The sequence below is a fragment of the Micromonospora sp. CNZ322 genome (assembly GCF_007827755.1).
Window position 1 is genome coordinate 372,784 of record NZ_VITD01000001.1, and the last position, 20,795, is coordinate 393,578.

The following is a 20,795-nucleotide window of genomic DNA, read 5'->3' on the forward strand; positions in this document are numbered from 1 at the left end:
GTGCCGTCGTGCCGGTCTACTGGTAGGTGATGTCCGAGGGCGAGTAGAGGCAGTTGACGCCGTCGGCGCCCTCGCCGATCTCGGTCGGCTCGCTGCCCTTCGGCACGCCCTTGTACTTCACGCAGATCGAGGTCTCCCGATCCGGGTCGCCGACGATGGTGATCCGGCTGAACCGGGCGGTGTCTCCCCAGTTGGTGTTGATGCCGGCGATCGCGTCGGTGTTCCGGACGATCACGTTGTCGATCACCACGTGCCGTTGGTACGACGTGGAGCAGTTACCGCAGGCCCGGTAGAGCTTCCCGGCGTTCTCCACCCGGAAGTTCTTGATGTAGACGGTGCCCGAGCCGTTGTGCTGGAAGACCTTGTCGCTGGCGGAGCGGGCGCCGCCGCCGTCGACGGTGTACGTGGTGCCGCCGCGGAAGGTCGCCGCGTCCTCGCCGACGTCCTCCCACCAGACGTTGATCAGGGTGCAGTTGCCCTCGCAGTGCACCCCGTCGCCGGCCGGAGCACCGATGATCACGTTGCGCAGGGTGGCTCCCGCGGCCAACTCGAACATCGGGTCCTGGCTCTCGCTCTGCCCGCCGTCACCGATGCCGTAGTAGCGCTTGAGCCCACCGTCGAAGGAGCCGGAGACCGGGATCGTGGCGTCCACCTTCTGGCTGCCGGTGGGAGTCGGCCAGCCGGCCGGCGGAGGTGTGGTGGTCGGCGGCGGCGTGGTGGGCGGCGGAGTGGTCGTCGGCGGCGGTGTGGTCGGGGTGCCGCCGCCGGACGAGTCGACAAACACGTCGTCGAAGCCGCCACTGGCGTACGCGGTGACCAGGCCGATCCGGCCCGCACCGGCCAGGCTGTTGCTGCCGGACGCGATCTGGGTGCCGTTGACAAAGCCGCGGATGGTGCTGCCGCTGGTCTCGATGCGCACTGTGTACCAGGTGCCGGCGCCGACCCCGATCGAGGCGGAACCGATCGCCGTGACGGAGCTTCCGTTGACCGCCTGGAGCTCGGCCCGACCGGAGCCGAGCAGGGCCAGTCGGTACATCTTGGTGCTGCTGGTGGAGCGGGCGGCGAGCCCGACCAGGGCGCTGGACGAGCTGAAGCTCGTCGGCCTGACCCGGGCCTGCACGGAGTAGTTGGTCCAGCTGGTCTGACCGGCGAACTGGCGGGCCAACTCGCTGCCGGCGTTGGACTGGTTGAGCACGCCAGAGCCGTCGACGGTCCAGGTGCCGCCGGACTTGGACCAGCCGGAGGTGTTGCCGTCGTTGAAGTCGTCGCTGAAGACGGTGGCCGCGAAGGCCGAGGTCATGCCGGCCGCGAGGGCCGCGGCGGTCACCCCGGCGCCCACCGCCAGCAGGAGTGGTCGGCGGCCGGAGATTCGTCTTTTCTGCACAGGTGTCCTCCTTGACGCATGTGGTGGTGATCCCTCGGCCGCCGTACCGAGACGTGTTCGCACGGCGTGCTGCGCTGAACGGGATCGGTGTGCGCCCCGCCGGACGCCCGGATCCGAAGCGGAGTGAAGCGGGACTGAAGCCCTGGGGAAAGGGCTTTCCCACTCCTTCGAGGCTAGGACCGCCCAACCATCAACGTCAATGCCTTGCGCTTGCAGGTCTGTTGCAGGATTCCGGCCGGGACGTAACGCCGACCGTTCAGTAGCTCTCCGGCTCGGTGATCCGCCACGCCGCGTTGATCAGCCCGATGTGCGAGAGCGCCTGCGGGGTGTTGCCGAGCTGTGCGCCGGTGGTGAGGTCGATCTGCTCGCTGAACAACCCCACGTCGTTGGCGTGACCGACGACCCGCTCGAAGAGCGCCTCGGCGCGCTGCTGCTCACCCGTCATCACCAGGCACTCCACCAGCCAGAACGAGCACAGCAGGAATCCGGCCCCGTCGGTCGTCCAACGCCGCAGCAGGCCGTCCTCGGTGCCCAGCTCGCGCTCGACCATCGCGATGGTCGAGCGCATCCGTGGGTCGGTGGCCGGCAGGAAGTGCGTGACCGGCAGGGCGAGCACCGAGGCGTCCAGCTCCGCCGAGCCGAACGCGCCGGTGAACGCCCCGATCCGGTCGTTCCACCCCTCGCGCAGCACGGTGTCGCGGATCTCGTCGCGCACCCGCGCCCAGCGACGGGGGTCGGCCCGATCACCGAGCCGGTCGGCGAGCCCCACCGCCCGGTCCATTGTCAACCAGCAGGACACCTTGGACGAGACGTAGTGGCGCTCCTCGTCGCGGGTCTCCCAGATCCCCCGGTCCGGCAGGTGCCACGTCGCCGCCACCTGCTCGGTCAGCCCGAGCACCATCTCCCGCAGCTCGTCCTCGAACCGCGCGCCCAGGTAGTCGCGCAGCCGCCACACCGCCGACATCACCTCACCCGGCACGTCGAGCTGCCGCTGCCGCCAGGCGTCGTTGCCGACCCGCACGGGTCGACTGTCACGGTAGCCGCGCAGGTGGGTGCAGTGGTGCTCGGAGAGGTCGCGCTCACCCTCCAGCCCGAAGAGCACCGGCACGGGCTCGTCGCCGAACCGGCCGATCGAGCGGGTCGCCCAGGCGAACAGCCGGGACGTCTCGTCGGGGCAGGCCGCCACCCAGAGAGCCCGCATGGTCAACGAGAAGTCCCGCAGCCACGAGTAGCGGTAGTCGTAGTTCCGGTCGCCGCCGATCTGCTCCGGCAACGAGGAGGTCAACGCGGCGGCGACCGCGCCACTGCGGGCGTACGTGAGGCCGGTCAGGACCGTCGAGCTGTGTTTGACGAGTTCGGGGTAGCGGCCGGAGTACCCGTGCGTCTCCCGGAACGCCTGCCACGCCTCTGTCGTCTCGGCGAGGGTGGTCAGCGGGTCCATCCGCGCGGGCGGGTCGCCGTACGCCTCGCCGAACGCGAGGTCCATCCCGATCACCTGACCGGCGGAGACCTCGAACTCGTGGGTCACCCGGTCGGTGCCCGCCCGCAGGTGCAGACCCCCGGCGCGCAACATCAGCACCACCGGGCCGGCACCGGCCAGCACCCCGCCGTCCGGCTGCTCGTGCAGGTACGGCGTGAGCAGGCCGTACTCCGGGCGGGGCGCGAAGTCCAACGCCATCCGTACCCGCCCGGAGAGCCCTTCGACCACCCGGATCAGCACGGCGGGTGAGTTCTTGCCCAGCTCGTGGGCGCGTGCGCCGACCTCGGCGGCCAGCGCGTCGGTGACCGCCACGCTGCCGTGCGGGGTGTGGTGCACGGTCCGCAGCACCAACGTGTCCGGCAGGTACGCGCGCTCCACCCGGTAACCCGGGCTACCGACCCCCACCGGTGCCAGCCGGAAGTGGCCGGCTCCCGGGTCGAGCAGCCGCGCGAACACGGACGCCCCGTCGAACCGGTGCGGACACCACCAGTCGATCGAGCCGTCCTTGCCGACCAGGGCGCCCGAACGAGAGTCCGAGAGGAACCCGTAGTCGGAGATCGGCGGCTGCTGCTCCACCCGCCGGGGGTACCCGCATCGGCCCGGATCAGGCTGGATGGATCACTCGGTGGGTGGCTCGTCCTCGCCCGCCGCCTCGGCCGCGTCGGCCTCTTCCTTGGTCTTGTGCACGGCCTTGTCGGCGTGCTCCGGCGGCCCGTAGACCGTGTACAGCACCAGCGGGTTGGGACCGGTGTTGACGAAGTTGTGCTTGGTGCCCGCTGGCACCACGACCAGGTCGCCCGCGACGACCTTCCGCTTGGCGCCAGCGACCCGCGCCTCACCGACGCCGCTGACGAAGGTCAGGATCTGGTCGATGTCCTCGTGCACCTCCTCGCCGATCTCCCCCTCGGCGGGGATGGTCATGATGACCAGCTGGGTGTGCTCACCGGTCCACAGCACGCGCCGGAAATCCGGGCTCTTCTCGGCGACAGTCGCGATAGTGAAATGCTCCATGCCCACGCTCATACCCCGTCCGGCGGCGCGCCACGCCGGGACTGGCGGATGGTGCAATTCCCCACGGCTGGCGGGTTTGGATCCACGCGGACCGGGGATCGACAACGCTGACCGGCGCGAACGGCCGGTCGAGCCAGGTCCCCGCCGGCGTACCGCCGAACGGCTGCGGTGGTGGGAGACGGCCAGAGCACGGCGACGTTCCGACCACTGTCGAAACGGCGCCGTGCGCTCTTGTCCGGCTGGGGGTCTAGCGGTGCAGCCAGCTGAGCAGGTCGGGCGGCGCCAGCGCCACGACCCGCTGCTGGTAGCGGGCGAGACCGGCCTCGTCCAGCAGGTCACGTCCCTGACCCGAGCCTCCCCGGCGAAAGAACGCCTGCCGGTCACGCAGCACGCCGAGCGTGTCCGGTGCGAGCCGGTCGGCACGCTCCCGCATACGACCGAAGGTGGCGGCCTCCACCAACTCCGACCCCGGGCTCGGGAGTTTCCACCGGTCGGCCAGCCGGCGCATCTCACCGCCCAGGTCGACCAGCAGGTCGTCGTAGTGCACCAGCTCGACGTTCGGCTCGTGCCGGCGGGCCCACGCGTCGTTCAGGTGCATCAGCACCCCGGGCAGCGAATCCAACTCGACGCGGGGGTCCGCCTCGCGGTCGACCCAGCTCAGCAACCACTCCCGCACCGGAGGCCGCTCCCCGGGTGGCCCGGCCGGGGCGGGTCGGCCGGTCAACTCGGCGATGCGCGCCCGGTCCAGGTTGGCGCTCTGGTGGTAGAGGGAGACCGCCATGTCCAGCGGGTGCCGGGCCACCACCACGTAGTGCGCCCGAGGGTCGAGCGGCACCCCGTCCAGCGGGGTGTGCGTCTTGATGAACCGCCGGTGTGGCTGGGCGGCCAGCCGGTCGTACACCGCGGCCTGCGGCTCGCCCAACCAGTCCAGCCACGGCGACAGCACGGTCAGCGGCGCCGGCAACTCCGGGGTGCCCAACACCAGGAGCGCACAGATCATCTGCATCCAGGTGGTGCCGCTCTTCGACCGGGTGCTGATCACGATGTCGCCGTCGCGGAACGGGAAACCGGTCCACCGCGCGCTGTCCTCTTCGTCGGATTGGTAACGGTGGATTGGCGTGGGCATCGGTGGATGGTAGTCGCCGAACCGACAGTCGAGCAGCCGAATTCCGGCTTACATTCCTGGGGGATGTGCGTATGCCTGGCTAGATTGAACTATGGTGCCCGCGCACGGGGGCCGGGCGGCGGCACCGGTCTACCGCCCCATCCTCGCCAGCCGACGAGGCGAGCTTGAGGCCCTGAGCCACCTCGATCCCGCGAACGCCGCACTGGTCGCCCCGATCCTGGAGATCGGCGCGATCGGTCGGTCCACGATGGACGCCATTCGCCGGTTGCCATCCGGGCTGCTGCCCGCAATCGACGTCAGCGCACTGCCCGACATCCCCGAGGCGGAGCTGACCCGTTGGGGCGTACCGGTGGTGCCGGTGATCGGGCTCTCCGAGAGCGACCACCGGCTGGTCGCGCACGGCGCTGCGGCGCGGGTGTACGGCCGGCGCGCGCTCATCCGGCTGCGGGCCGGCCAGGACCGGGCCGGGCCGGATGCGAGCACCACCGCTGTGGAACGGATCTGGCGGTTCACCGGCCTCGCCCCGGAGGAGTGCGACCTGCTGGTGGACGCGGGGGACGTCTGCTGCCCGGCGGACGTGCGGACCGCCGAGCCCCGGGTACGCCACCTGCTGGACTGGGCGCGCCGGCACGCCTGGCGGTCGGTGACGGTGGCGGCGGGCGGTATGCCGCCGACGCTGTCCCGGTTGCCCATCGACGAGCCGGTCCAGCTGGAGCGTTGGGACTGGCAACTGTGGCGACGTCTGGCCGACGCCGGGGTCGACTACGGCGACTACGGCGTCCACCCGGCCGGGCCGGGCACCGGTGATCCTGGCGACCGGTTGCCGACCGTGCGCTACACCGACGACGGCAGCTGGTGGGTCTACCGCTGGGCGCGACGCGGCGGCCGGGGCGACGACCGGTTCGCCGACCTGTGTCGCACCCTGGTGTCGGCACCGCACTGGCTGACCACGGGTGCGGCCTTCTCATGGGGTGACCATGAGCTGCTGCGCCGGGCCCGCCGGGGTGCCGGGGCCGGCTCGACCGCCAACTGGGCGGCGTGGAGCACCTCGCACCACCTGGCCCACGTGCTCGCCACGCTGTTGCATCCGGCCGGCGACGGCGCGCCGCGGTGGCACCCCGGGCAGGGGCCACCACCGCAGCGGGGACGATCGCTGCGGTGAAGCCGGATCTACTGCTTCTCGGTGAAGCCGAACTGGATGATGCCCTCGTCGTCGACGGTGGCGTCCACCGACGCGTCGCCGAGCAGCTCGGCGGCGTCCTCGTCCAGGAAGATCCGGGCGCCCTGGTTGTCGACCACCCGATCGCCCTGTACCGGTTCGGGCACCAGCTCGACGGTGAGCGAGCCCGCCTCGGTGTCGGCGGCGATACGTACACCGCCGTCCTGGGCGACGTCCTGTTGGTTGGCGAGGTCACGGATGACGAGCACGGCGTTATCGGTCATGGTGAGCATTGATGGAACTCCTCGTGGATTCTCGGCTCGCGGTCGGATACCGCGCGGACCGGACAGTCGGCCCGCGTACGAGCACACGTGGGAGGCGACAGAGGGGCGAACGGTCATCGCCGTCGCATCGAATCGGGGCAGCTGACGGCCCCGTCACTCCCACCGTGCCCGCTGGCGGGCCATCCGTCAAATAGAGCCAGGTCAGTGGAGAGCGGGGGCCGGCGCCAGCCAGGCGCGAATCTCGTTGACCGCCGCGCGACCGGCCCGGTTGGCCCCGATCGTGCTGGCCGAGGGGCCATACCCGACCAGGTGAACCCGCGCGTCGGCGACCACCCGGGTGCCGTCCATCGTGATACCGCCGCCGGGCGCGCGCAGCCCCAGCGGGGCGAGGTGGTCGATGGCCGCCCGGAAGCCGGTGCACCACAGGATCACGTCCGCCGGCACGGACCTCCCGTCCGTCCAGGCCACCCCGTCGGGCGTGATCCGGTCGAACATGGGTAGCCGGTCGAGGACGCCGCGCTCGCGCAGTCGGCGTACCTCCGGGGTGACCGGAAGACCGGTCACCCCCACCACACTGCCCGGCGGTCGGCCGGCCCGGACCGCCTGGTCCACCCGGGCCACAGCGGCCCGACCCAGTTCGGGGCCGAACTCCTCGTCGTTGAACGTCGGCGGTCGGCGGGTCACCCAGGTGGTGGTCGCCGCGACGGTGGAGACCTCGCCGAGCAGTTGCACGGCCGAGGTGCCGCCCCCGACCACCACCACGCGAAGGCCGCTGAACTCGGCCGGCCCTCGGTAGTCGGCGGTGTGCAACTGGCGTCCCCGGAACGTCGACCGGCCCGGGTAGTGCGGCCAGAACGGTCGGGTCCAGGTGCCGGTGGCGTTGATCAAGGCGCGGGCGGTCCAGGTGCCCCGGTCGGTGTGCACATCCAGCCGGCCGTCGGGGCGGGAGCGCACCGCCCGGACCCGCACCGGCCGCCGCACCGGCAGGTCGAAGGCACTCTCGTACGCGGCGAAGTAGGCGCGGACCTGCTCGGAAGCCGGGCGCTGCGGGTCGGTGGGCGGGAGCGGCAGCCCGGGCAGGTCGTGGAAGCCGTGCACCCGGTCGAAGACCAGCGTCGGCCAGCGGTGCTGCCAGGCGCCGCCGGGAGCCTTGTCGGCGTCGAGGATGACGAAGCCGCTGCCGGGCGCGAAGCCGGTGCGGTGCAGGTGATAGCCGGCGCTCAGGCCGGCCTGCCCGGCGCCGATCACCACGACGTCCGCGGAGTGGGTGTCCACGTGTGCTGCAACGCCCCGGATGTCACCGCTGTGCCCGCCCTCGACCGTCGCGCCGATCACAGCCGGCGATTCCGACGTCGACCACCTGACCTGCACCTACGCTGAGTGAATGAGCGACTTCCGTCGGTACGCGGGCGAGTTCCTCGGCACCCTGCTGCTGGTGTTCTTCGGGGTGGGCAGCGCGGTCGCGGCACGGGTCCAGGGCGGCGTGGTGGTGGTGGCGCTGGCCTTCGGGTTCGTGATGGTGGCCCTCGTCTACACGATCGGCCCGCTCTCCGGCAGCCACGTCAACCCAGCGGTGACGCTCGGTGTGCTGCTCTCCGGCAAGATCTCGGTGCTCGGGGCGGTGGCGTACTGGATCGCGCAGTTCGTCGGCGCGACCGTCGCGGGCTTCGTGCTCTGGGCGCTCACCCGATGGGGTGACGTAGCGGACCAGACCGGGGCCCTGGGCACGAACGGTTACGGCGCGCACATCAACCGGGGCGGCGCGGCCGTGCTGGAAGTCGTGCTGACCTTCCTCTTCGTGCTGGTCGTGCTGGTGGTGACCAGTCGGAGCGAAAATCCGGGTACCGCCGGGCTAGCCATCGGGTTGGCCCTGGCCGTGACCCAACTGGTGGGCGTGACGCTGACCGGCGCGGCGGTCAATCCGGCCCGCGCGTTCGGTCCGGCGGTCTTCGAGGGCGGCGTGGCGCTCCGGCAGCTCTGGGTGTTCATCGTCTTCCCGCTGCTCGGCGGGGCGCTCGCCGCGTTGGTCGCACCACTGGTGATGGGGGCGCAGCGGCACTACTGGGGTGGCCACGAGAAGACGGTCGGCGGGCCGAAGTAGCCCAGACGGCAATATCTTTCGCCTGAGGGCCTTCTCCGGCGAATATCTCCGTGACAGCATCAGCAGATGCATCGCCGTCACTTTCCCCGGGCCCTCGCACTGCTCGCGCTGGTCGCCACCGCGGCCACCGCCGCCGCGCCCGGTGCCACGGCCGAGTCGCCCACCCCCGCGACGACCCAGCTGCGTGCCACCATCGACACGATCCTCGCCGACACCCGGTTGGCCGGCGCGCAGGCGTCGGTGGTCGTGGTCGACACCAGCACGGGACAGACGCTCTACGACCGCAACGGTGACCGGCGGCTGGTTCCGGCGTCCAACACCAAGCTGCTGACCTCGACGGCCGCCCTTGAGCTGCTCGGCCCGGGTCACCGTTTCAGCACCGACGTACGGGCCAGCGGCAAGCGCCGTGCGGGCCTGCTCTCCGGCAACCTCTACCTGCGCGGCGGGGGCGACCCGACCATGCTCGCCACCGACTACGACGCGCTCGCCGCGCAGGTCGCCGCCGACGGCGTGCGAGTGGTCACCGGAAACCTGGTCGCCGACGACACCCGTTACGACCGCACCCGACTCGGCCCCGACTGGACCTGGGACGACGAGCCCTACTACTACGCCGCGCAGGTCTCCGCACTGACCGTCGCCCCGGACACCGACTACGACGCGGGCACCGTGATCGTGCACGCCGCACCGGCCGACCGGGCCGGCGCCCCGCCGGTGGTCACCACCACCCCCGCCACCGGGTACGTCCACGTCGACAACCGCGCCCAGACGGTCAGCGACGGCGAGACCTCGATCTCGATCGAGCGCGAGCACGGCGGCAACACCGTCGTGGTGACCGGTCAGATCGCCGTCGGCGGCGAGCCCGCCAGCGACTGGGTCACCGTCTGGGAACCCACCGGCTACGCGGCCGACGTGTTCCGGGCGGCGCTGCACCGACACGGCATCCGGGTGCTCGGCCGGACCGTGCTCGGCCAGCCCACCCCGGAGACGGCCCAGCCGGTGGCGCGCCACGACTCGATGAGCCTGGGCGAGCTGATGACGCCGTTCTTGAAGCTGTCCAACAACGGGCACGCCGAGGTGTTGACCAAGGAGATCGGTCGGGTGCTCTCCGGCTCGGGCACCTGGACGGCCGGTCTCACCGCGATCAGCGAGTATGTCGCCGACACCGGAATGGACACCGGGAGACTCCGCCAGCGTGACGGCTCAGGGCTGTCCCGGCGCAACCTGATCCCGGCGACGGAATTCGTCGACCTGTTGAGCGCCGTCCGCGCCGAACCCTGGTTCGCGACCTGGTACGCGGCGCTGCCGATCGCCGGTCAGCCCGAGCGGTTCGTCGGCGGCACCCTGCGCAGCCGGATGGCCGGCACGCCGGCTGCGGGCAACGTGCACGCCAAGACCGGCAGCCTGACCGGTGTCTCCGGGCTCTCCGGCTACGTCACCAGCGCCGATGGTCGACTGCTGGCGTTCTCCATCCTGCTGAACAACTACCTCACGGCGTCGGTGAAGTCGCTCGAGGACCAGATCGCTGTGGCGTTGGCCGGCTTCCGCGAGGGTGGTGCGTCGACGGCACGGGTGGCCCGGCCGGCGGTGCCGGAGACGCCGCGCACGCCGGAGGGCGTCGAGTGCTCCTGGGTCAAACCGATCACCTGCTGAGCGACGGCCGGGAGGCGCGAACGCGCCTCCCGGCCCAGCGAGCGCTCAGGCCGGACGGTCCGGTGGGGGGACCACCGCCGTCGGGTCACCACGTTCGATGAGCGCGGCGATCTCAGCGGCCCGCAGCCCGCGCAGCGCCAGCACCCGGGTGCCCCAGCGGTGCAGGCGGCACGGGTGCGGGCTGGCATCGTTACGGCAGACCACACCCCCGGACCACCGTCGGGGGGCGTGCACCACCACCGCCCGTACGGCAAACTGGGTGTCCTCGCCCGTCACGTACGGCGGCAGGGGGATGTCGCGAAGAACCTCCCCGGACGCTTCACCGGTGCCGGACGAAGCGGCACGACGGACGCGGTGGGCGGTGCTGCTACTCATCTCCGCTGCCTCCACACTGGATGGTCGGATGGGGACAGCAAAAAGTTACGACGCAATCGACGGTCCGCGACGGACAAACTGTCCCGCTGGCCGAACGCGCAGCGATCAGTCAGTCAGTCAACGCACCGTCACGGCCTGGAGGCCGACGTTGCCGCAGTGCGACGTGAAGACCTTCTCGACGGTCCAGCTCAGCAGCAGCCGGGCGCCCTTCGGCACTGTGAAGCGGATGGTGAACTGGGCACTCTGACTGGTGTAGGGGTCTTCCAGTCGGGCGGTCCTGGCGGGCCCGCCGGTGGACAGCCGCGCTTCCAGTCGCCCCCGAGCCATCCAGATGCCACCGTAGAGCTCGACGGTGCGCGGCTCACCACTGCCGGCGACGGCGAGGCTGAACCCGTTCCCGGCACCGCAGGCGTAGACGCCGTTGGAGCTGCCGCTTGTCGACCGCTCCGGCGTGCCGTCGGTCCAGCGCACGTACTCCTGGTTGCCGTCCCAACCGACCCGCCGGCCTGGGCCACCCCCGTCGATGATCTCGCCGGAGCCGGAGCGCTTGCGGTTCATCGACCCGCCGCCGCGCTCCCCCCAGTGCACCCAGTCCCGGGCGCCAACGGCGGTGAGGTTGACGATCGCGGGCATCTCGCCCCGGCTCACCGTCAGCGCCGGCGGACCGGGCTTAGCCGGTGGCGGGGCAGGCGTGCTGGCCGACGGCGTCGGGTCCGGCGAGGGTGGGCGCTGGCGCGGACGCAAGCCGGGCGTCGCCGGCCCCGCCTCGCCGGTGCGCCCGTCGGCGGCCGGGAAACCGGGGGAACGGGCGGCACCGGCGGGCACGCCGCCCGGACCCGCCTGGTCGTCGTCCGGCGCCGGACCGGGCCGGGTGGCGAGGTACGAGATCAGCACCACCAGGCAGACGAGTACGGCGGCTCCCTCCACCGCCCAGCGCCGCCGCTGTCGGGCGCGGCGCAACACCCTGCGGGTCACCCCGGCGGTAATGGCGCGCGGACGGTGCTTCGGCGGTCCGTCGCCAGCCCTCGAACCAGCCCGCGTGCGGTCTTCGTCCGCCACCGACCCCTCCAACTCCGCCGCCCGGCCGTTTTGCACCGCCGAGGACCACACCATCCACTGTGGGCAGTTTCACGTTTACCCGGGCGTGGACGACACGCTAGATCCGGACTACCGGACGTGTCCAGCCCACAATGGGACGCTGTCGGACAACCCGGCCCGCCCGGACGGGCACTTCGGCAGACCAGGAGCGCCTTCGGGTCAGCCGATCCGGAAGCCGAGCAGTTGCGCGACGACCACGGCCTGCTCGACGTCGATCACGGCGCCGGCCCGTTCGACGACCGTCGGATCCAGCGCGGTGAGATCGCTGCCCCGCAGGTCGGCGCCGCCGAGCCGGACATTGGTCAACTGTGCCCCGGAAAGATCGACACCGGTGACCGTAGCACCGGTGAGGTTGGCCCTGGTGAGGTCCACCTCGCGCATGCGCACCCCGGTCAGCCGGACGCCACGCAGGTCGGCACCGGGCAACGCGACGAAGGACCAGTCACCGCCGTCCACCGTCAACGGGCGCAGATCGCACTCGCTGAAGGTGCTGCCGACCAGCTTGCAGCCGGTGAACTCGGCCTCGAAGAAGTTGCACCGCCGAAAGACGCAACGGGTGAAGGCGGAGTCGACATGTCGGGAGGCGTTGAACGCTACGTTGCCGAACGTGCACCCGGTGAAGACCGCGCCCCTGCTCACCGCCTCGGTCAGGTCCACCCCGAAGAACTCGCAACCCACGAAGTGCCGATCGGTCAGCTCCTCGCCGTACCAGTCCTCGTTGCGGAAGGTCACGTCCTCGGTCAACTCCGGCATCCGGCCAGGCTAGTGGGCGCCGCCGGCAGCCGACGGCCGGCAGGCCGGCGGCGGCCCACTTCCGGTGGCGGTGTACCGGCGAGTACGTTCGGCGTCGTGAGTGTGGCTCGGAGCAAGGACCCGGATCAGATCGGTTTCGACACTGCGCGGCTGGCGCGGATCGACGAGCACTTCGGCCGGTACGTCGACGACGGCCGGCTGGCCGGCTGGCAGGTGGTGGTCACCCGTCGTGGAGAGGTGGCGCACTCCTCGACGTACGGGCTGCGCGACCGGGAGTCGGGCGCACCGGTCGAGGCCGACACCCTGTGGCGGATCTACTCGATGACCAAGCCGGTCACCTCGGTCGCGGCGATGATGCTGTGGGAGGAGGGCCGGTTCGAGCTGACCGACGAGATCAGCCGCTGGCTGCCCGAGTTCGCCGACCTGCGGGTCTACTCCAAGGGGTCGGCGCTCAAGCCGTACACCGTGCCGGCGGTCGAGCCGATCCGGGTCTGGCACCTGCTCACCCACACGGCCGGCCTGACGTACGGCTTCATGCAGACCTCGGTGGTCGACGGCCTCTACCGGGCCGCCGGCTACGACCTGTACCCGCCGGCGGACGTCGACCTGGCCGGCGCCTGCGCGGCCTTCGGCGAGCTGCCGCTGCTGTTTCAGCCCGGCTCGGCGTGGGGCTACTCCGTCGCCACCGACGTGCTGGGCCGACTCGTCGAGGTGATCTCCGGGCAGAGCCTCGACGCGTTCTTCGCCGACCGGATCTTCGGCCCACTCGGCATGACCGACACCCGCTGGTGGGTGGAGGGCGACGAGGCCGAGCGGCTGGCCGCGCTCTACGTACCGGAACCGCGCAGCGGCCGAGCCGTCCGCTACGACAGCCTGGGGTCGCTCGCCTTCAGCAAGCCGACGCTGCTCTCCGGCGGTGGTGGTCTCATCTCCAGCGCCGCCGACTACCACCGATTCACGCAGGTGCTGCTGCGCGGCGGCGAGCTGGACGGCGTCCGGCTACTCGGGCCGCGCACGGTGCGGTTCATGACCCGCAACCACCTGCCCGGCGGTCAGGACCTGGGCACCCTGTCCACCGGCGGCTTCGCCGAGACCACCCTGGAAGGGATCGGCTTCGGCCTCGGCTTCGCGGTGGTCGACAACCCGATCCCCAGCCGGGTGCCGAGCAGCGTCGGGGAGTACTACTGGGGTGGGGTGGCCAGCACCGCGTTCTGGGTCGACCCGGCCGAGGAGATCACCGCGCTGCTGTTCACGCAGCTGATGCCGTCGAGCACCTACCCGCTCCGCTCCCAGCTGCGCCAGCTCGTCTACGCCGCCCTGATCGACTGACGGGATCGTCGTTCCACCAACCGGGAGCTGGCCCAGTCCCTAGCCTGAGCTGGTGAGCACCATCGTCGTGTTTGGCGCGGGCGGCACCGCCGGTTCGCGGGTCGTTTCCGAGGCGGTCGACCGGGGGCACCGGGTGATCGCCGCCGTCCGCCGCCCGGAGGCCACCTCGTACCTACCGGCCGGGGTGCGGACGGTCACCGGCGACGCGACCAGCGAGCGGAGTGTCCGGGAGCTGGCGCCGGACGCCGACGCGCTGGTCGTGGCAATCGGCGGCGGCGAGCGCGAGCTGTGGCGGAACGCGGCGGAGAACCTGGTGACCACGCTGCGCGGGATGCCGGCCGCACCGCGGATCATCCACCTGGGCGGCGGGTCCACCCTGCTCACCCCGGGCGGCACCCGCATTCTCGACGAACCGGACTTCCCGGCGGAGTACCGGGAATCGGCGCTGGGCCAGGCGGACGCGCTGGACTACTACCGCACGGCGGCCGACGGGGTGAGCTGGACGTATGTCTCGCCACCCCCGCTGGAGTTCCACCCCGGCGCTCGCACCGGGCACTACCGCACCGGCACCGACCAGCCGGTCACCGATGCTCAGGGCCGCTCGGTGCTCACCTATGAGGACCTGGCGGTGGCGATCATCGACGAGATCGAGCAGCCGCGACACCCGAACGCCCGCTTCACCGCCGCGTACTGACCCGGCTGCGGGGCCAGCCGCGGTCAGTCGGCGAGGCGGGCCGGGAAACCACCGGTGGCAATCGGACCCCAGGCGTCGATGGTGACCCGGATCAGCGACTTGCCCTGACGCACCATGGCCGCCCGGTAGTCGTCCCAGTCCGGGTGCTCACCCGAGATGCTGCGGAAGTATTCGACCAGCGGCTCCAGTGCCTCGGGCAGGTCGAGCACCTCGGCGGTGCCGTCGATCTGCACCCAGGGGCCGTTCCAGTCGTCGCTGAGCACGCAGGCCGAGACCCGGGGGTCGCGGCGGAGGTTGCTCACCTTGGCCCGCTCGGGGTAGGTGGAGACGACCAGCCGCCCCTGCCCGTCGACCCCGGCGGAGACCGGGGAGGACTGCGGTCGCCCGTCGGGGCGGGTGGTCATCAGCACGACGCGGTGTCGCGGCCGGAGGAAGTCGAGCAGGCCGTCCCGGTCGACCCGGGTGTTCCTTGCGATGCTGCGTGCCATTCCCCGTTCCTACCAGGGTGCGGGCGCAGCGGCGGCGGCGGGTCAGCGGGGTCGGGCCGCGGCGCGGTGCACCGCCTGGGTGGGCACCCGGGGACGGCCGGACGGACGCCAGGCCCGACCGTTGGCGTAGATCACCCGAAAGCCGAGGTACGACGCGAGCGGAGCCCAGTGGGCGGAGCCCATCCGCAGCTCGGCGGCATTGTGTCGCTGGCCGTTGGCAAGCACGTCGAGGAGCACTGTTTCGAAGGCCGCCGATTCGACCCAGTCGACTTCCCGGGTGAAACCGCAGATCAGAGCGGCTCCGGTGACCTCCAGGAACTCGCGCAGCACCGCGTCCGAGGCGCGCAGCACCGAGCAGCTGCCGAAATAGAGTCGCCGCCCCTCCGCGCGGCCAGCCATCAGCTCGGCCACCTCGTTCAACTCCACCGACTGCCAGTCGGTCAGGCAGAGCCGGCTCGGCTCACCGTGCATGGCGAAGAAGCCGACCCGGTGGTCGGCGTACTGCTTGAGCAGCCAACGGTCCAGGAAGTAGAACAACTCGTCGCGGGTGGCCGCGTCCTTGTGGATGAAGCGGATCTTGCCCAGCCGCTCCAGCAGCTCCAGCGTGGGCAGCACCGAGCCCCGCTCGTTGAGGTCACGGTGCCACTGACCCTCGACACAGAAGACGCCACCACGTGCCACGCGCACCTCCGCCAGTCCGCCGCCCCGCAGCTGACGTTACCGGCCGCCATCGCCCCGGGAACATCACCCTCCGTGTGGCAGATTGCGACGTTCGGTGCCCTTGACCGCAGCCGGGGTGATCGGTCGGAAATGGCTGTTTCGCAAATCAGCCGAATTCCCAGCCAATACCCAGGGACAGCAGATTGTGAGCACGATTCTCGTTAACCACCTCCAACGGCACTGATCAGTGCGAGGGTGGAAATCACGGGACTTCTCGGTCGATGTCCTGGTGCCACCCCATTCGCTCTCCTATCGGGAGGACTTCTGTGCGCGTAAACACCTTGAAGCGGGTCGCTGTCGCATTCGCCCTGGCACTGCCCGGGGCCGCAATCGCCACGGTGATCGCCGCACCGGCGGCGTACGCGGACGGCTGTTACACCTGGAACCGCACCCTGAGCCAGGGGCGCTCCGGCGACGACGTCCGCCAGTTGCAGATCCGGGTCGCCGGGTGGGCCGGTTACCGGGACATCGTGGAGAACGACGGCCGCTACGGGCCGAAGACCGCCGCCGCGGTCAAGCGGTTCCAGCAGGCGTACGGGCTGCGCGCCGACGGCATCGCCGGCCCACAGACCTTCGCCAAGCTGTACCAACTCCAGGACAACGACTGCACGCCCGCACACTTCACCTACGGCGAGCTGGACAACGGTTGTGGCGGGAGCGGGTGGAGCGGCGGCCCGCTGTCGGCGAACCAGACCAAGCAGAACGCGTTGCGCACCATGTGGAAGCTGGAGGCGCTGCGCAAGGGCCTCGGTGACAAGCCGCTCTACGTGTCGAGTGGGTTCCGCAGTCGCGCCTGCAACAACCAGGTCGGCGGCGCCTCCGACAGCCAACACCTGTACGGCAACGCGGCCGACGTGACCTCACGGACGTCCTCGCTGTGCCAGGTCGCCCGCGGCGCCCGTAACAACGGCTTCAGTGGGATCTACGGGCCGGGCTACCCCGACCACGACGACCACGTGCACGTCGACTCGCGTCGGGAGAACAACAGCGACGACAGCTCGAACACGACGAGCTGGTCCGCCCCGGACTGCGGGGTTGGCAACTGAGCCCACCCGCTCAGAGCGACGTCGGCCCGACGCGGAGGGGGAATCTTCGCGCCGGGCCGACGTCGTGTCGCCCCGGGTCGGATGGGCGGAGGGGTAGCGCGCTCAGCTCGCCCGGGGCCAGCGCGGCGCGGTGACGGGGGGAGTCACCGGCCGGCCAGCAGCGGTGGGCCGTACCCCCTGGGGGACGACTCGCGCGGCCTGTTGCCGCGACGGCCCGGTCGCCGTGAACGGGAACGGCACGTGCACAAACGGATTGCCATGCCGGATCAACGCCTCGATCTGCCGCTCGTTGAGCCCGTGTGTCTCCAACACCCGACGCCCCCAGCGGTGCAGCCGGCACGGGTAGGAGGCGCCGTCGTTGCGGCACAGCGGCCCGGTGGGCCACTCCTCGGCGGTGTGCACGACCACCGCCCGGACCGCGAGCCGGACATCCTCCGGGGTCAGTGGTGCCGGCATTGGCACCTCACCCAGTACCTGATCGATGGGATCCGTCGACTGCTCACCAACTCGCACGGCAGGCCTCCCGCAGTTCGGCAGCGGTACGGCGGACCTACCGCACCGACATCCTCGGCCATGGGTACGGCGGACACCGGACGAAAGTTCAATTCCGGTACGCGGTAAGCAGATCCTCCGCCGACAGCACCCGGATGCCGTCGACGGCAGTGCCGCTGCGCGACACGGCGACGACCGGCACCGATTCGTCGGCGCCGGGAAGCTGGGACCGGTGCAGGAGCAGTCGGCCCAGGTCATGCGCGTCAAAGGGTCGGTTCTCCTGCCACTTGACCGATCCGACGAAGCTGATGCTCCGAGCGACGGGCGCACGGTCGGCGCCGACTATGTCGATCTCCGGGTCGTTGGTCCGGGTCCAGTAGCCGCCGATCGTCGCCGCCTCCGCCGGTAGATGGTCACTGGGCAGCCGGCGCAGCGCCTCCCGGACGACAGGTTCGATGGCTCGCCCTCGCCAGGACGTCCACGACCGGTCGATCCGGTCCAGGGTCAGGTCGCCCCGCCCCCGCTCGATCTCGGAGAGGTGCGGCCCCAGGAACGACAACCAGAAACGCAGGTACGGATCGGCCACCGAGTACCGGGTCTCCCGCGACGGCTTGGTCGACAGCGGAACGGTGACCTCCACGGCCCGTTTCTGGGTCAGCAGGCGCAGGGCGCGGTTGAGGGACGCCTGCGGAAGATCCCCTGCCGCGCGGGAGATCAGCGAGAAGGTCCGCTCACCGGAGCCGATGGCCCGCAGCACCAGCCCCGCCTGGGACTGGGGCGGGAACTCCGCCGCCAGTGCCCGCTCGCCGCTGACCAGCAGGGCAGAGGTCGGATCCCGTACCGCGTCGGTCAGATACTCGTGGACCGACGCACCGGTCGGCCACTCGTCGAGGATCAGCGGCAAACCGCCGGACACCAGGTAGGCGTCGAACGCGTCGGCGGCGGACAGGCCGAGCATGTCGCTGACGTCGGCCGGGCTCAGCGGCGGAATGACCATCTCCGTGGCTCGCTGGTGGAACGGCCGGCCGTAGTCGTTGAGGGCTTCCATCATGGCCAGGTCCGATCCGACGCAGATCAGGAGAACCGGTCGACGGGACAACTCGCGATCGAAGACCTTCTGCAACGTTCCCTCGAAACCCGGGTCGCCCGCGATGAGGTACGGCATCTCGTCCAGGACGACGACGCTCGGCCGGTCGGACGGCAGCGCGGCGGCGAGCAGGGTCAGCGCGGCGTCCCAGGTCTGTGGTTGCTGCTCCCGAAGGATCTGCGCACCCGGCAGTGTCGAGGCGGCCGCCTCCTCCACGAAGAGGGCGAGCTCGGCTGCGACGGTCGGCTGCGCCGAGGCGGTGAAGAAGAGGTACGGCACCTCGGCCCGCTCCACGAACTCCTCGACCAGTCGGGACTTGCCCACCCGCCGCCGACCGCGCATGAGAAGGGCCCGCCCAGGCCGACCAGCACGGCCACCCCGTCGCACCCGAGAAAGCATGCCGCCCAGGAGGTCGAGTTCACGGTCCCGTCCGACAAAGCCGTCCACGATCACTCCTGACACAACCAACGATGGAACAACCAAAAATGAGTGTAACCTCATCCGCGTTGGTGTGTCCGGCCCTTGACCCCGGCGAACGCCTCGTCAGACGAGGCCGGCGTCGTGCACGAGCAGCGCCACCTGGACCCGGTTGTTCAGTTCCAGTCGGGTCAGCAGCCGGGAGACGTACGCCTTCACCGTCGCCACGCTCATGAACAACTCCCCCGCGATCTCCGCGTTGGTGTGGCCCCGCCCCAGCGCGACAGCCACCTGCCGCTCCCGCTCGCTGAGCCCGGTGAGCAGCCGCAGCGCCCGTTCGCGGCGCGGGTCCAGGCCGACCGGGCCGGGGGCGGCCGCGGTCACGTGGGCGATCAACGTCCGGGTCACCGTCGGCGAGAGCGTCGCCTCGCCCGCCGCGACCCGGCGTACGGCGCGCACGATCTCCGCCGGTGGGGTGTCCTTGAGCAGGAAACCGGCCGCCCCGGCGCGGAGCGCCCGCAGCACCTGTTCGTCGGCGTCGAAGGTGGTCAGCACCAGCACCTCCGGCGGGTGCGGTTGGGCACGCAGCGCCTCGGTGGCGGTCAGCCCGTCGACCCGGGGCATCCGGATGTCCATCAGCACCACGTCCGGGGCGTACGCGGCGACGGCAGCCGGCACCTCGCCACCGTCGGCCGCCTCGCCGACCACGGCCAAGTCCGGCAGACCGCCGAGGATCATCGAGAGCCCGGCCCGGACCAACGCGTCGTCGTCCACGATCAGCACGCGTACCGGGGGCGCGGCCGCGTCCGGCGGGCCGGCTGCGCCGGCAGGGCTGGTCACGCCGGCCACGGCAGCCAGGCGGCCAGCCGGAAGTCACCGCTGTCGTCCCGGCCGTAGGCGAGTCGCCCGCCGGCCAGGGTCACCCGTTCGCTGATGCCGACCAGGCCGGTGCCGGCACCCGGCAAGGTGCCGCCGGCCGGTGCGCCGACCGGCCACCGGTTGCCGATCGCCACGGTCAGCCCGGCGCCCGGCCCGCCGGCCACGTCCACGGTGACTGCCGCGCCGGCAGCGTGCTTGCGGGCGTTGGTCAGCCCCTCCTGCACGATCCGGTACGCGGCCCGGCCCAACGCCGCCGGCACCTCCCCCGGGCTGGCGACGCTGTCGCTGACGTTCACCCGCACCCCGGCCGACCGCGACTCGGCGATCAGGGCCGGCAGGTCGGCGAGGGTGGGCTGCGGCGGCTCGGGGGCGTCGCCGGCACCGTCGTCCTCGGCCCGGAGCACCCCGATCACCTCGCGCAGGTCCTGGAGGGCGGCGTGCGCGCTGCCCCGGATCACCCCGGCGGCCCGGGCCACCTCGTCGGCCGGCGCGTCCGGGCGGAACTCCAGCGCACCCGCGTGCAGGCTGAGCAGCGAGATCCGGTGGGCCAGCACGTCATGCATCTCCCGGGCGATCCGGGTGCGTTCGAGGTGGCGGGCCTGGGTGACCCGCAGCTGCTGCTCCGCCTCGGCCCGCTCGGCCCGCTCCCGCAAGGACACGATCAACTGCCGGCGGGCCCGGACGAACATCCCCCAAGCCAGCACCGCGAAACTGAGCACCACTCCCCAGGACACGGTGGCCCAGTAGGGCATGCTCGGGTCCGGGCGTGTCCAACTGAAGACCAGGTTGGTGACGAGACCGGCACCGGTGACCGCGATCGCGATGGCGGTCCGCCGGTGCACCACCACAGTGAAGTAGAAGATCAGCAGCGGGATGGCGGCGGCCATCGAGAACAGCGTCAGCGGTGTCGTCGCCACTATCAGCCCGAGCGGCCATCGGCGGCGCATCCAGAGCAGCCCACAGCAGACCAACCCGATCACGGCGTCGGCACCGGTCATCCAGTCGTGCGGGAGCGGAGTGGCCATCGCCGGGTCGGGCGACAGGGCGTCGGCGGTGGCGAAGAGCACCCAGAGCAGGGAGACCAGGAACGCGACGCTGTCCACGATCCAGTCGCGGGTGGTGCGACGCGGACGCGTACGCCCGCGGTCAGCCGGCACCACCAGCTCCCCTGGCAGCAGCCAGGGGTGCTCCGGGACGGCGAGGCTGGTCACGCGCCCATGCT

Annotated in this window: 21 protein-coding genes; 6 read left to right on the forward strand and 15 right to left on the reverse strand. The window is 71.3% G+C overall.

Annotated features, from left to right (window positions below):
- Window positions 1–16: 16 nt before the first annotated feature.
- The 4 genes from FB453_RS01775 to FB453_RS01790 all read right to left on the reverse strand — a co-directional run bounded on the left by FB453_RS01775 (window position 17) and on the right by FB453_RS01790 (window position 5,001).
- Window positions 17–1,384 carry a pectate lyase gene (locus FB453_RS01775; RefSeq protein ID WP_145787018.1) on the reverse strand — a complete coding sequence of 456 codons (1,368 nt, stop codon included), beginning with the start codon at window positions 1,382–1,384 and terminating at the stop codon, window positions 17–19.
- A gap of 256 nt (window positions 1,385–1,640) precedes the next feature.
- The gene (locus tag FB453_RS01780; RefSeq protein ID WP_145787020.1) at window positions 1,641–3,440 is read right to left on the reverse strand and encodes a glycoside hydrolase family 15 protein; all 1,800 of its coding nucleotides are present in this window, start codon (window positions 3,438–3,440) and stop codon (window positions 1,641–1,643) included.
- A gap of 42 nt (window positions 3,441–3,482) precedes the next feature.
- The gene (locus FB453_RS01785; RefSeq protein WP_145787022.1) at window positions 3,483–3,875 is read right to left on the reverse strand and encodes a cupin domain-containing protein; all 393 of its coding nucleotides are present in this window, start codon (window positions 3,873–3,875) and stop codon (window positions 3,483–3,485) included.
- A 247-nt stretch (window positions 3,876–4,122) separates the two neighbouring features.
- Complete coding sequence (locus tag FB453_RS01790; RefSeq protein WP_145787024.1) at window positions 4,123–5,001, reverse strand: sulfotransferase domain-containing protein; 879 nt, start codon at window positions 4,999–5,001, stop codon at window positions 4,123–4,125.
- A gap of 91 nt (window positions 5,002–5,092) precedes the next feature.
- Here FB453_RS01790 and FB453_RS01795 point away from each other — a divergent pair, with 91 nt between their 5' ends.
- Entirely contained in the window at window positions 5,093–6,163 is a 1,071-nt protein-coding gene (locus tag FB453_RS01795; RefSeq protein WP_186717997.1) for a beta family protein, read from the forward strand.
- 8 nt (window positions 6,164–6,171) lie between these two features.
- Here FB453_RS01795 and FB453_RS01800 read toward each other — a convergent pair whose 3' ends face one another.
- Window positions 6,172–6,453 carry an adhesin gene (locus FB453_RS01800; RefSeq protein WP_091393621.1) on the reverse strand — a complete coding sequence of 94 codons (282 nt, stop codon included), beginning with the start codon at window positions 6,451–6,453 and terminating at the stop codon, window positions 6,172–6,174.
- A gap of 192 nt (window positions 6,454–6,645) precedes the next feature.
- Window positions 6,646–7,719 (reverse strand): NAD(P)-binding domain-containing protein, encoded by a 1,074-nt coding sequence (locus FB453_RS01805; RefSeq protein WP_145787026.1) that lies wholly within the window; start codon window positions 7,717–7,719, stop codon window positions 6,646–6,648.
- A gap of 109 nt (window positions 7,720–7,828) precedes the next feature.
- On the opposite strand from FB453_RS01805, the gene FB453_RS01810 reads away from it, so the two are divergent.
- Window positions 7,829–8,545, forward strand: a complete 717-nt coding sequence (locus FB453_RS01810; protein WP_091393624.1) for an MIP/aquaporin family protein — start codon at window positions 7,829–7,831, stop codon at window positions 8,543–8,545.
- A gap of 66 nt (window positions 8,546–8,611) precedes the next feature.
- Window positions 8,612–10,195, forward strand: coding sequence for a D-alanyl-D-alanine carboxypeptidase/D-alanyl-D-alanine endopeptidase (dacB, locus tag FB453_RS01815; protein ID WP_145787028.1), 1,584 nt, complete (start codon window positions 8,612–8,614; stop codon window positions 10,193–10,195).
- Between the two features lie 45 nt (window positions 10,196–10,240).
- Here dacB and FB453_RS01820 read toward each other — a convergent pair whose 3' ends face one another.
- The 3 genes from FB453_RS01820 to FB453_RS01830 all read right to left on the reverse strand — a co-directional run bounded on the left by FB453_RS01820 (window position 10,241) and on the right by FB453_RS01830 (window position 12,421).
- A complete protein-coding gene (locus FB453_RS01820; RefSeq protein WP_030331319.1) occupies window positions 10,241–10,570 on the reverse strand; it encodes a hypothetical protein in 330 nt (109 codons plus the stop codon).
- Between the two features lie 117 nt (window positions 10,571–10,687).
- Entirely contained in the window at window positions 10,688–11,545 is an 858-nt protein-coding gene (locus FB453_RS01825) for a hypothetical protein (RefSeq protein WP_486480122.1), read from the reverse strand.
- A 282-nt stretch (window positions 11,546–11,827) separates the two neighbouring features.
- Complete coding sequence (locus tag FB453_RS01830; RefSeq protein WP_112582257.1) at window positions 11,828–12,421, reverse strand: pentapeptide repeat-containing protein; 594 nt, start codon at window positions 12,419–12,421, stop codon at window positions 11,828–11,830.
- A gap of 96 nt (window positions 12,422–12,517) precedes the next feature.
- Between FB453_RS01830 and FB453_RS01835 the strand changes: the two genes are divergently transcribed.
- Together FB453_RS01835 and FB453_RS01840 are read left to right on the forward strand one after the other, a co-directional pair.
- Window positions 12,518–13,750: a serine hydrolase domain-containing protein gene (locus FB453_RS01835; RefSeq protein ID WP_145787031.1), complete on the forward strand. Its 1,233-nt coding sequence runs from the start codon at window positions 12,518–12,520 to the stop codon at window positions 13,748–13,750.
- A gap of 52 nt (window positions 13,751–13,802) precedes the next feature.
- A complete protein-coding gene (locus FB453_RS01840) occupies window positions 13,803–14,444 on the forward strand; it encodes an NAD(P)-dependent oxidoreductase (protein ID WP_112582261.1) in 642 nt (213 codons plus the stop codon).
- Window positions 14,445–14,467: 23 nt separating this feature from the next.
- On the opposite strand, the gene FB453_RS01845 is transcribed toward FB453_RS01840, so the two are convergent.
- Window positions 14,468–14,932 (reverse strand): PPOX class F420-dependent oxidoreductase, encoded by a 465-nt coding sequence (locus FB453_RS01845; RefSeq protein WP_145787033.1) that lies wholly within the window; start codon window positions 14,930–14,932, stop codon window positions 14,468–14,470.
- 42 nt (window positions 14,933–14,974) lie between these two features.
- The gene (locus tag FB453_RS01850) at window positions 14,975–15,613 is read right to left on the reverse strand and encodes a DUF6642 family protein (RefSeq protein ID WP_091393643.1); all 639 of its coding nucleotides are present in this window, start codon (window positions 15,611–15,613) and stop codon (window positions 14,975–14,977) included.
- A gap of 305 nt (window positions 15,614–15,918) precedes the next feature.
- On the opposite strand from FB453_RS01850, the gene FB453_RS01855 reads away from it, so the two are divergent.
- Window positions 15,919–16,698 carry a D-Ala-D-Ala carboxypeptidase family metallohydrolase gene (locus tag FB453_RS01855; RefSeq protein WP_112582264.1) on the forward strand — a complete coding sequence of 260 codons (780 nt, stop codon included), beginning with the start codon at window positions 15,919–15,921 and terminating at the stop codon, window positions 16,696–16,698.
- A 102-nt stretch (window positions 16,699–16,800) separates the two neighbouring features.
- Here FB453_RS01855 and FB453_RS01860 read toward each other — a convergent pair whose 3' ends face one another.
- The 4 genes from FB453_RS01860 to FB453_RS01875 all read right to left on the reverse strand — a co-directional run bounded on the left by FB453_RS01860 (window position 16,801) and on the right by FB453_RS01875 (window position 20,784).
- Entirely contained in the window at window positions 16,801–17,154 is a 354-nt protein-coding gene (locus FB453_RS01860; RefSeq protein WP_225855057.1) for a hypothetical protein, read from the reverse strand.
- Between the two features lie 145 nt (window positions 17,155–17,299).
- Window positions 17,300–18,778 (reverse strand): ATP-binding protein, encoded by a 1,479-nt coding sequence (locus tag FB453_RS01865; RefSeq protein ID WP_112582268.1) that lies wholly within the window; start codon window positions 18,776–18,778, stop codon window positions 17,300–17,302.
- 42 nt (window positions 18,779–18,820) lie between these two features.
- Window positions 18,821–19,552, reverse strand: a complete 732-nt coding sequence (locus tag FB453_RS01870; protein ID WP_145787035.1) for a response regulator transcription factor — start codon at window positions 19,550–19,552, stop codon at window positions 18,821–18,823.
- Complete coding sequence (locus FB453_RS01875; RefSeq protein ID WP_112601807.1) at window positions 19,531–20,784, reverse strand: sensor histidine kinase; 1,254 nt, start codon at window positions 20,782–20,784, stop codon at window positions 19,531–19,533. Before FB453_RS01875 ends, FB453_RS01870 begins: the two co-directional genes overlap by 22 nt.
- Window positions 20,785–20,795 lie beyond the last annotated feature (11 nt).

Excerpts from the sequence above, each read along its gene's own strand:
- FB453_RS01785 (WP_145787022.1), bottom strand. The coding sequence starts at position 3,875 with ATGGAGCATTTCACTATCGCGACTGTCGCCGAGAAGAGCCCGGATTTC.
- FB453_RS01860 (WP_225855057.1), bottom strand. The coding sequence starts at position 17,154 with ATGCCGGCACCACTGACCCCGGAGGATGTCCGGCTCGCGGTCCGGGCG.
- FB453_RS01865 (WP_112582268.1), bottom strand. The coding sequence starts at position 18,778 with ATGAGGTTACACTCATTTTTGGTTGTTCCATCGTTGGTTGTGTCAGGA.
- FB453_RS01820 (WP_030331319.1), bottom strand. The coding sequence starts at position 10,570 with ATGAGTAGCAGCACCGCCCACCGCGTCCGTCGTGCCGCTTCGTCCGGC.
- FB453_RS01790 (WP_145787024.1), bottom strand. The coding sequence starts at position 5,001 with ATGCCCACGCCAATCCACCGTTACCAATCCGACGAAGAGGACAGCGCG.
- FB453_RS01800 (WP_091393621.1), bottom strand. The coding sequence starts at position 6,453 with ATGCTCACCATGACCGATAACGCCGTGCTCGTCATCCGTGACCTCGCC.
- dacB (WP_145787028.1), top strand. The coding sequence starts at position 8,612 with ATGCATCGCCGTCACTTTCCCCGGGCCCTCGCACTGCTCGCGCTGGTC.
- FB453_RS01810 (WP_091393624.1), top strand. The coding sequence starts at position 7,829 with ATGAGCGACTTCCGTCGGTACGCGGGCGAGTTCCTCGGCACCCTGCTG.
- FB453_RS01845 (WP_145787033.1), bottom strand. The coding sequence starts at position 14,932 with ATGGCACGCAGCATCGCAAGGAACACCCGGGTCGACCGGGACGGCCTG.
- FB453_RS01795 (WP_186717997.1), top strand. The coding sequence starts at position 5,093 with ATGGTGCCCGCGCACGGGGGCCGGGCGGCGGCACCGGTCTACCGCCCC.
- FB453_RS01830 (WP_112582257.1), bottom strand. The coding sequence starts at position 12,421 with ATGCCGGAGTTGACCGAGGACGTGACCTTCCGCAACGAGGACTGGTAC.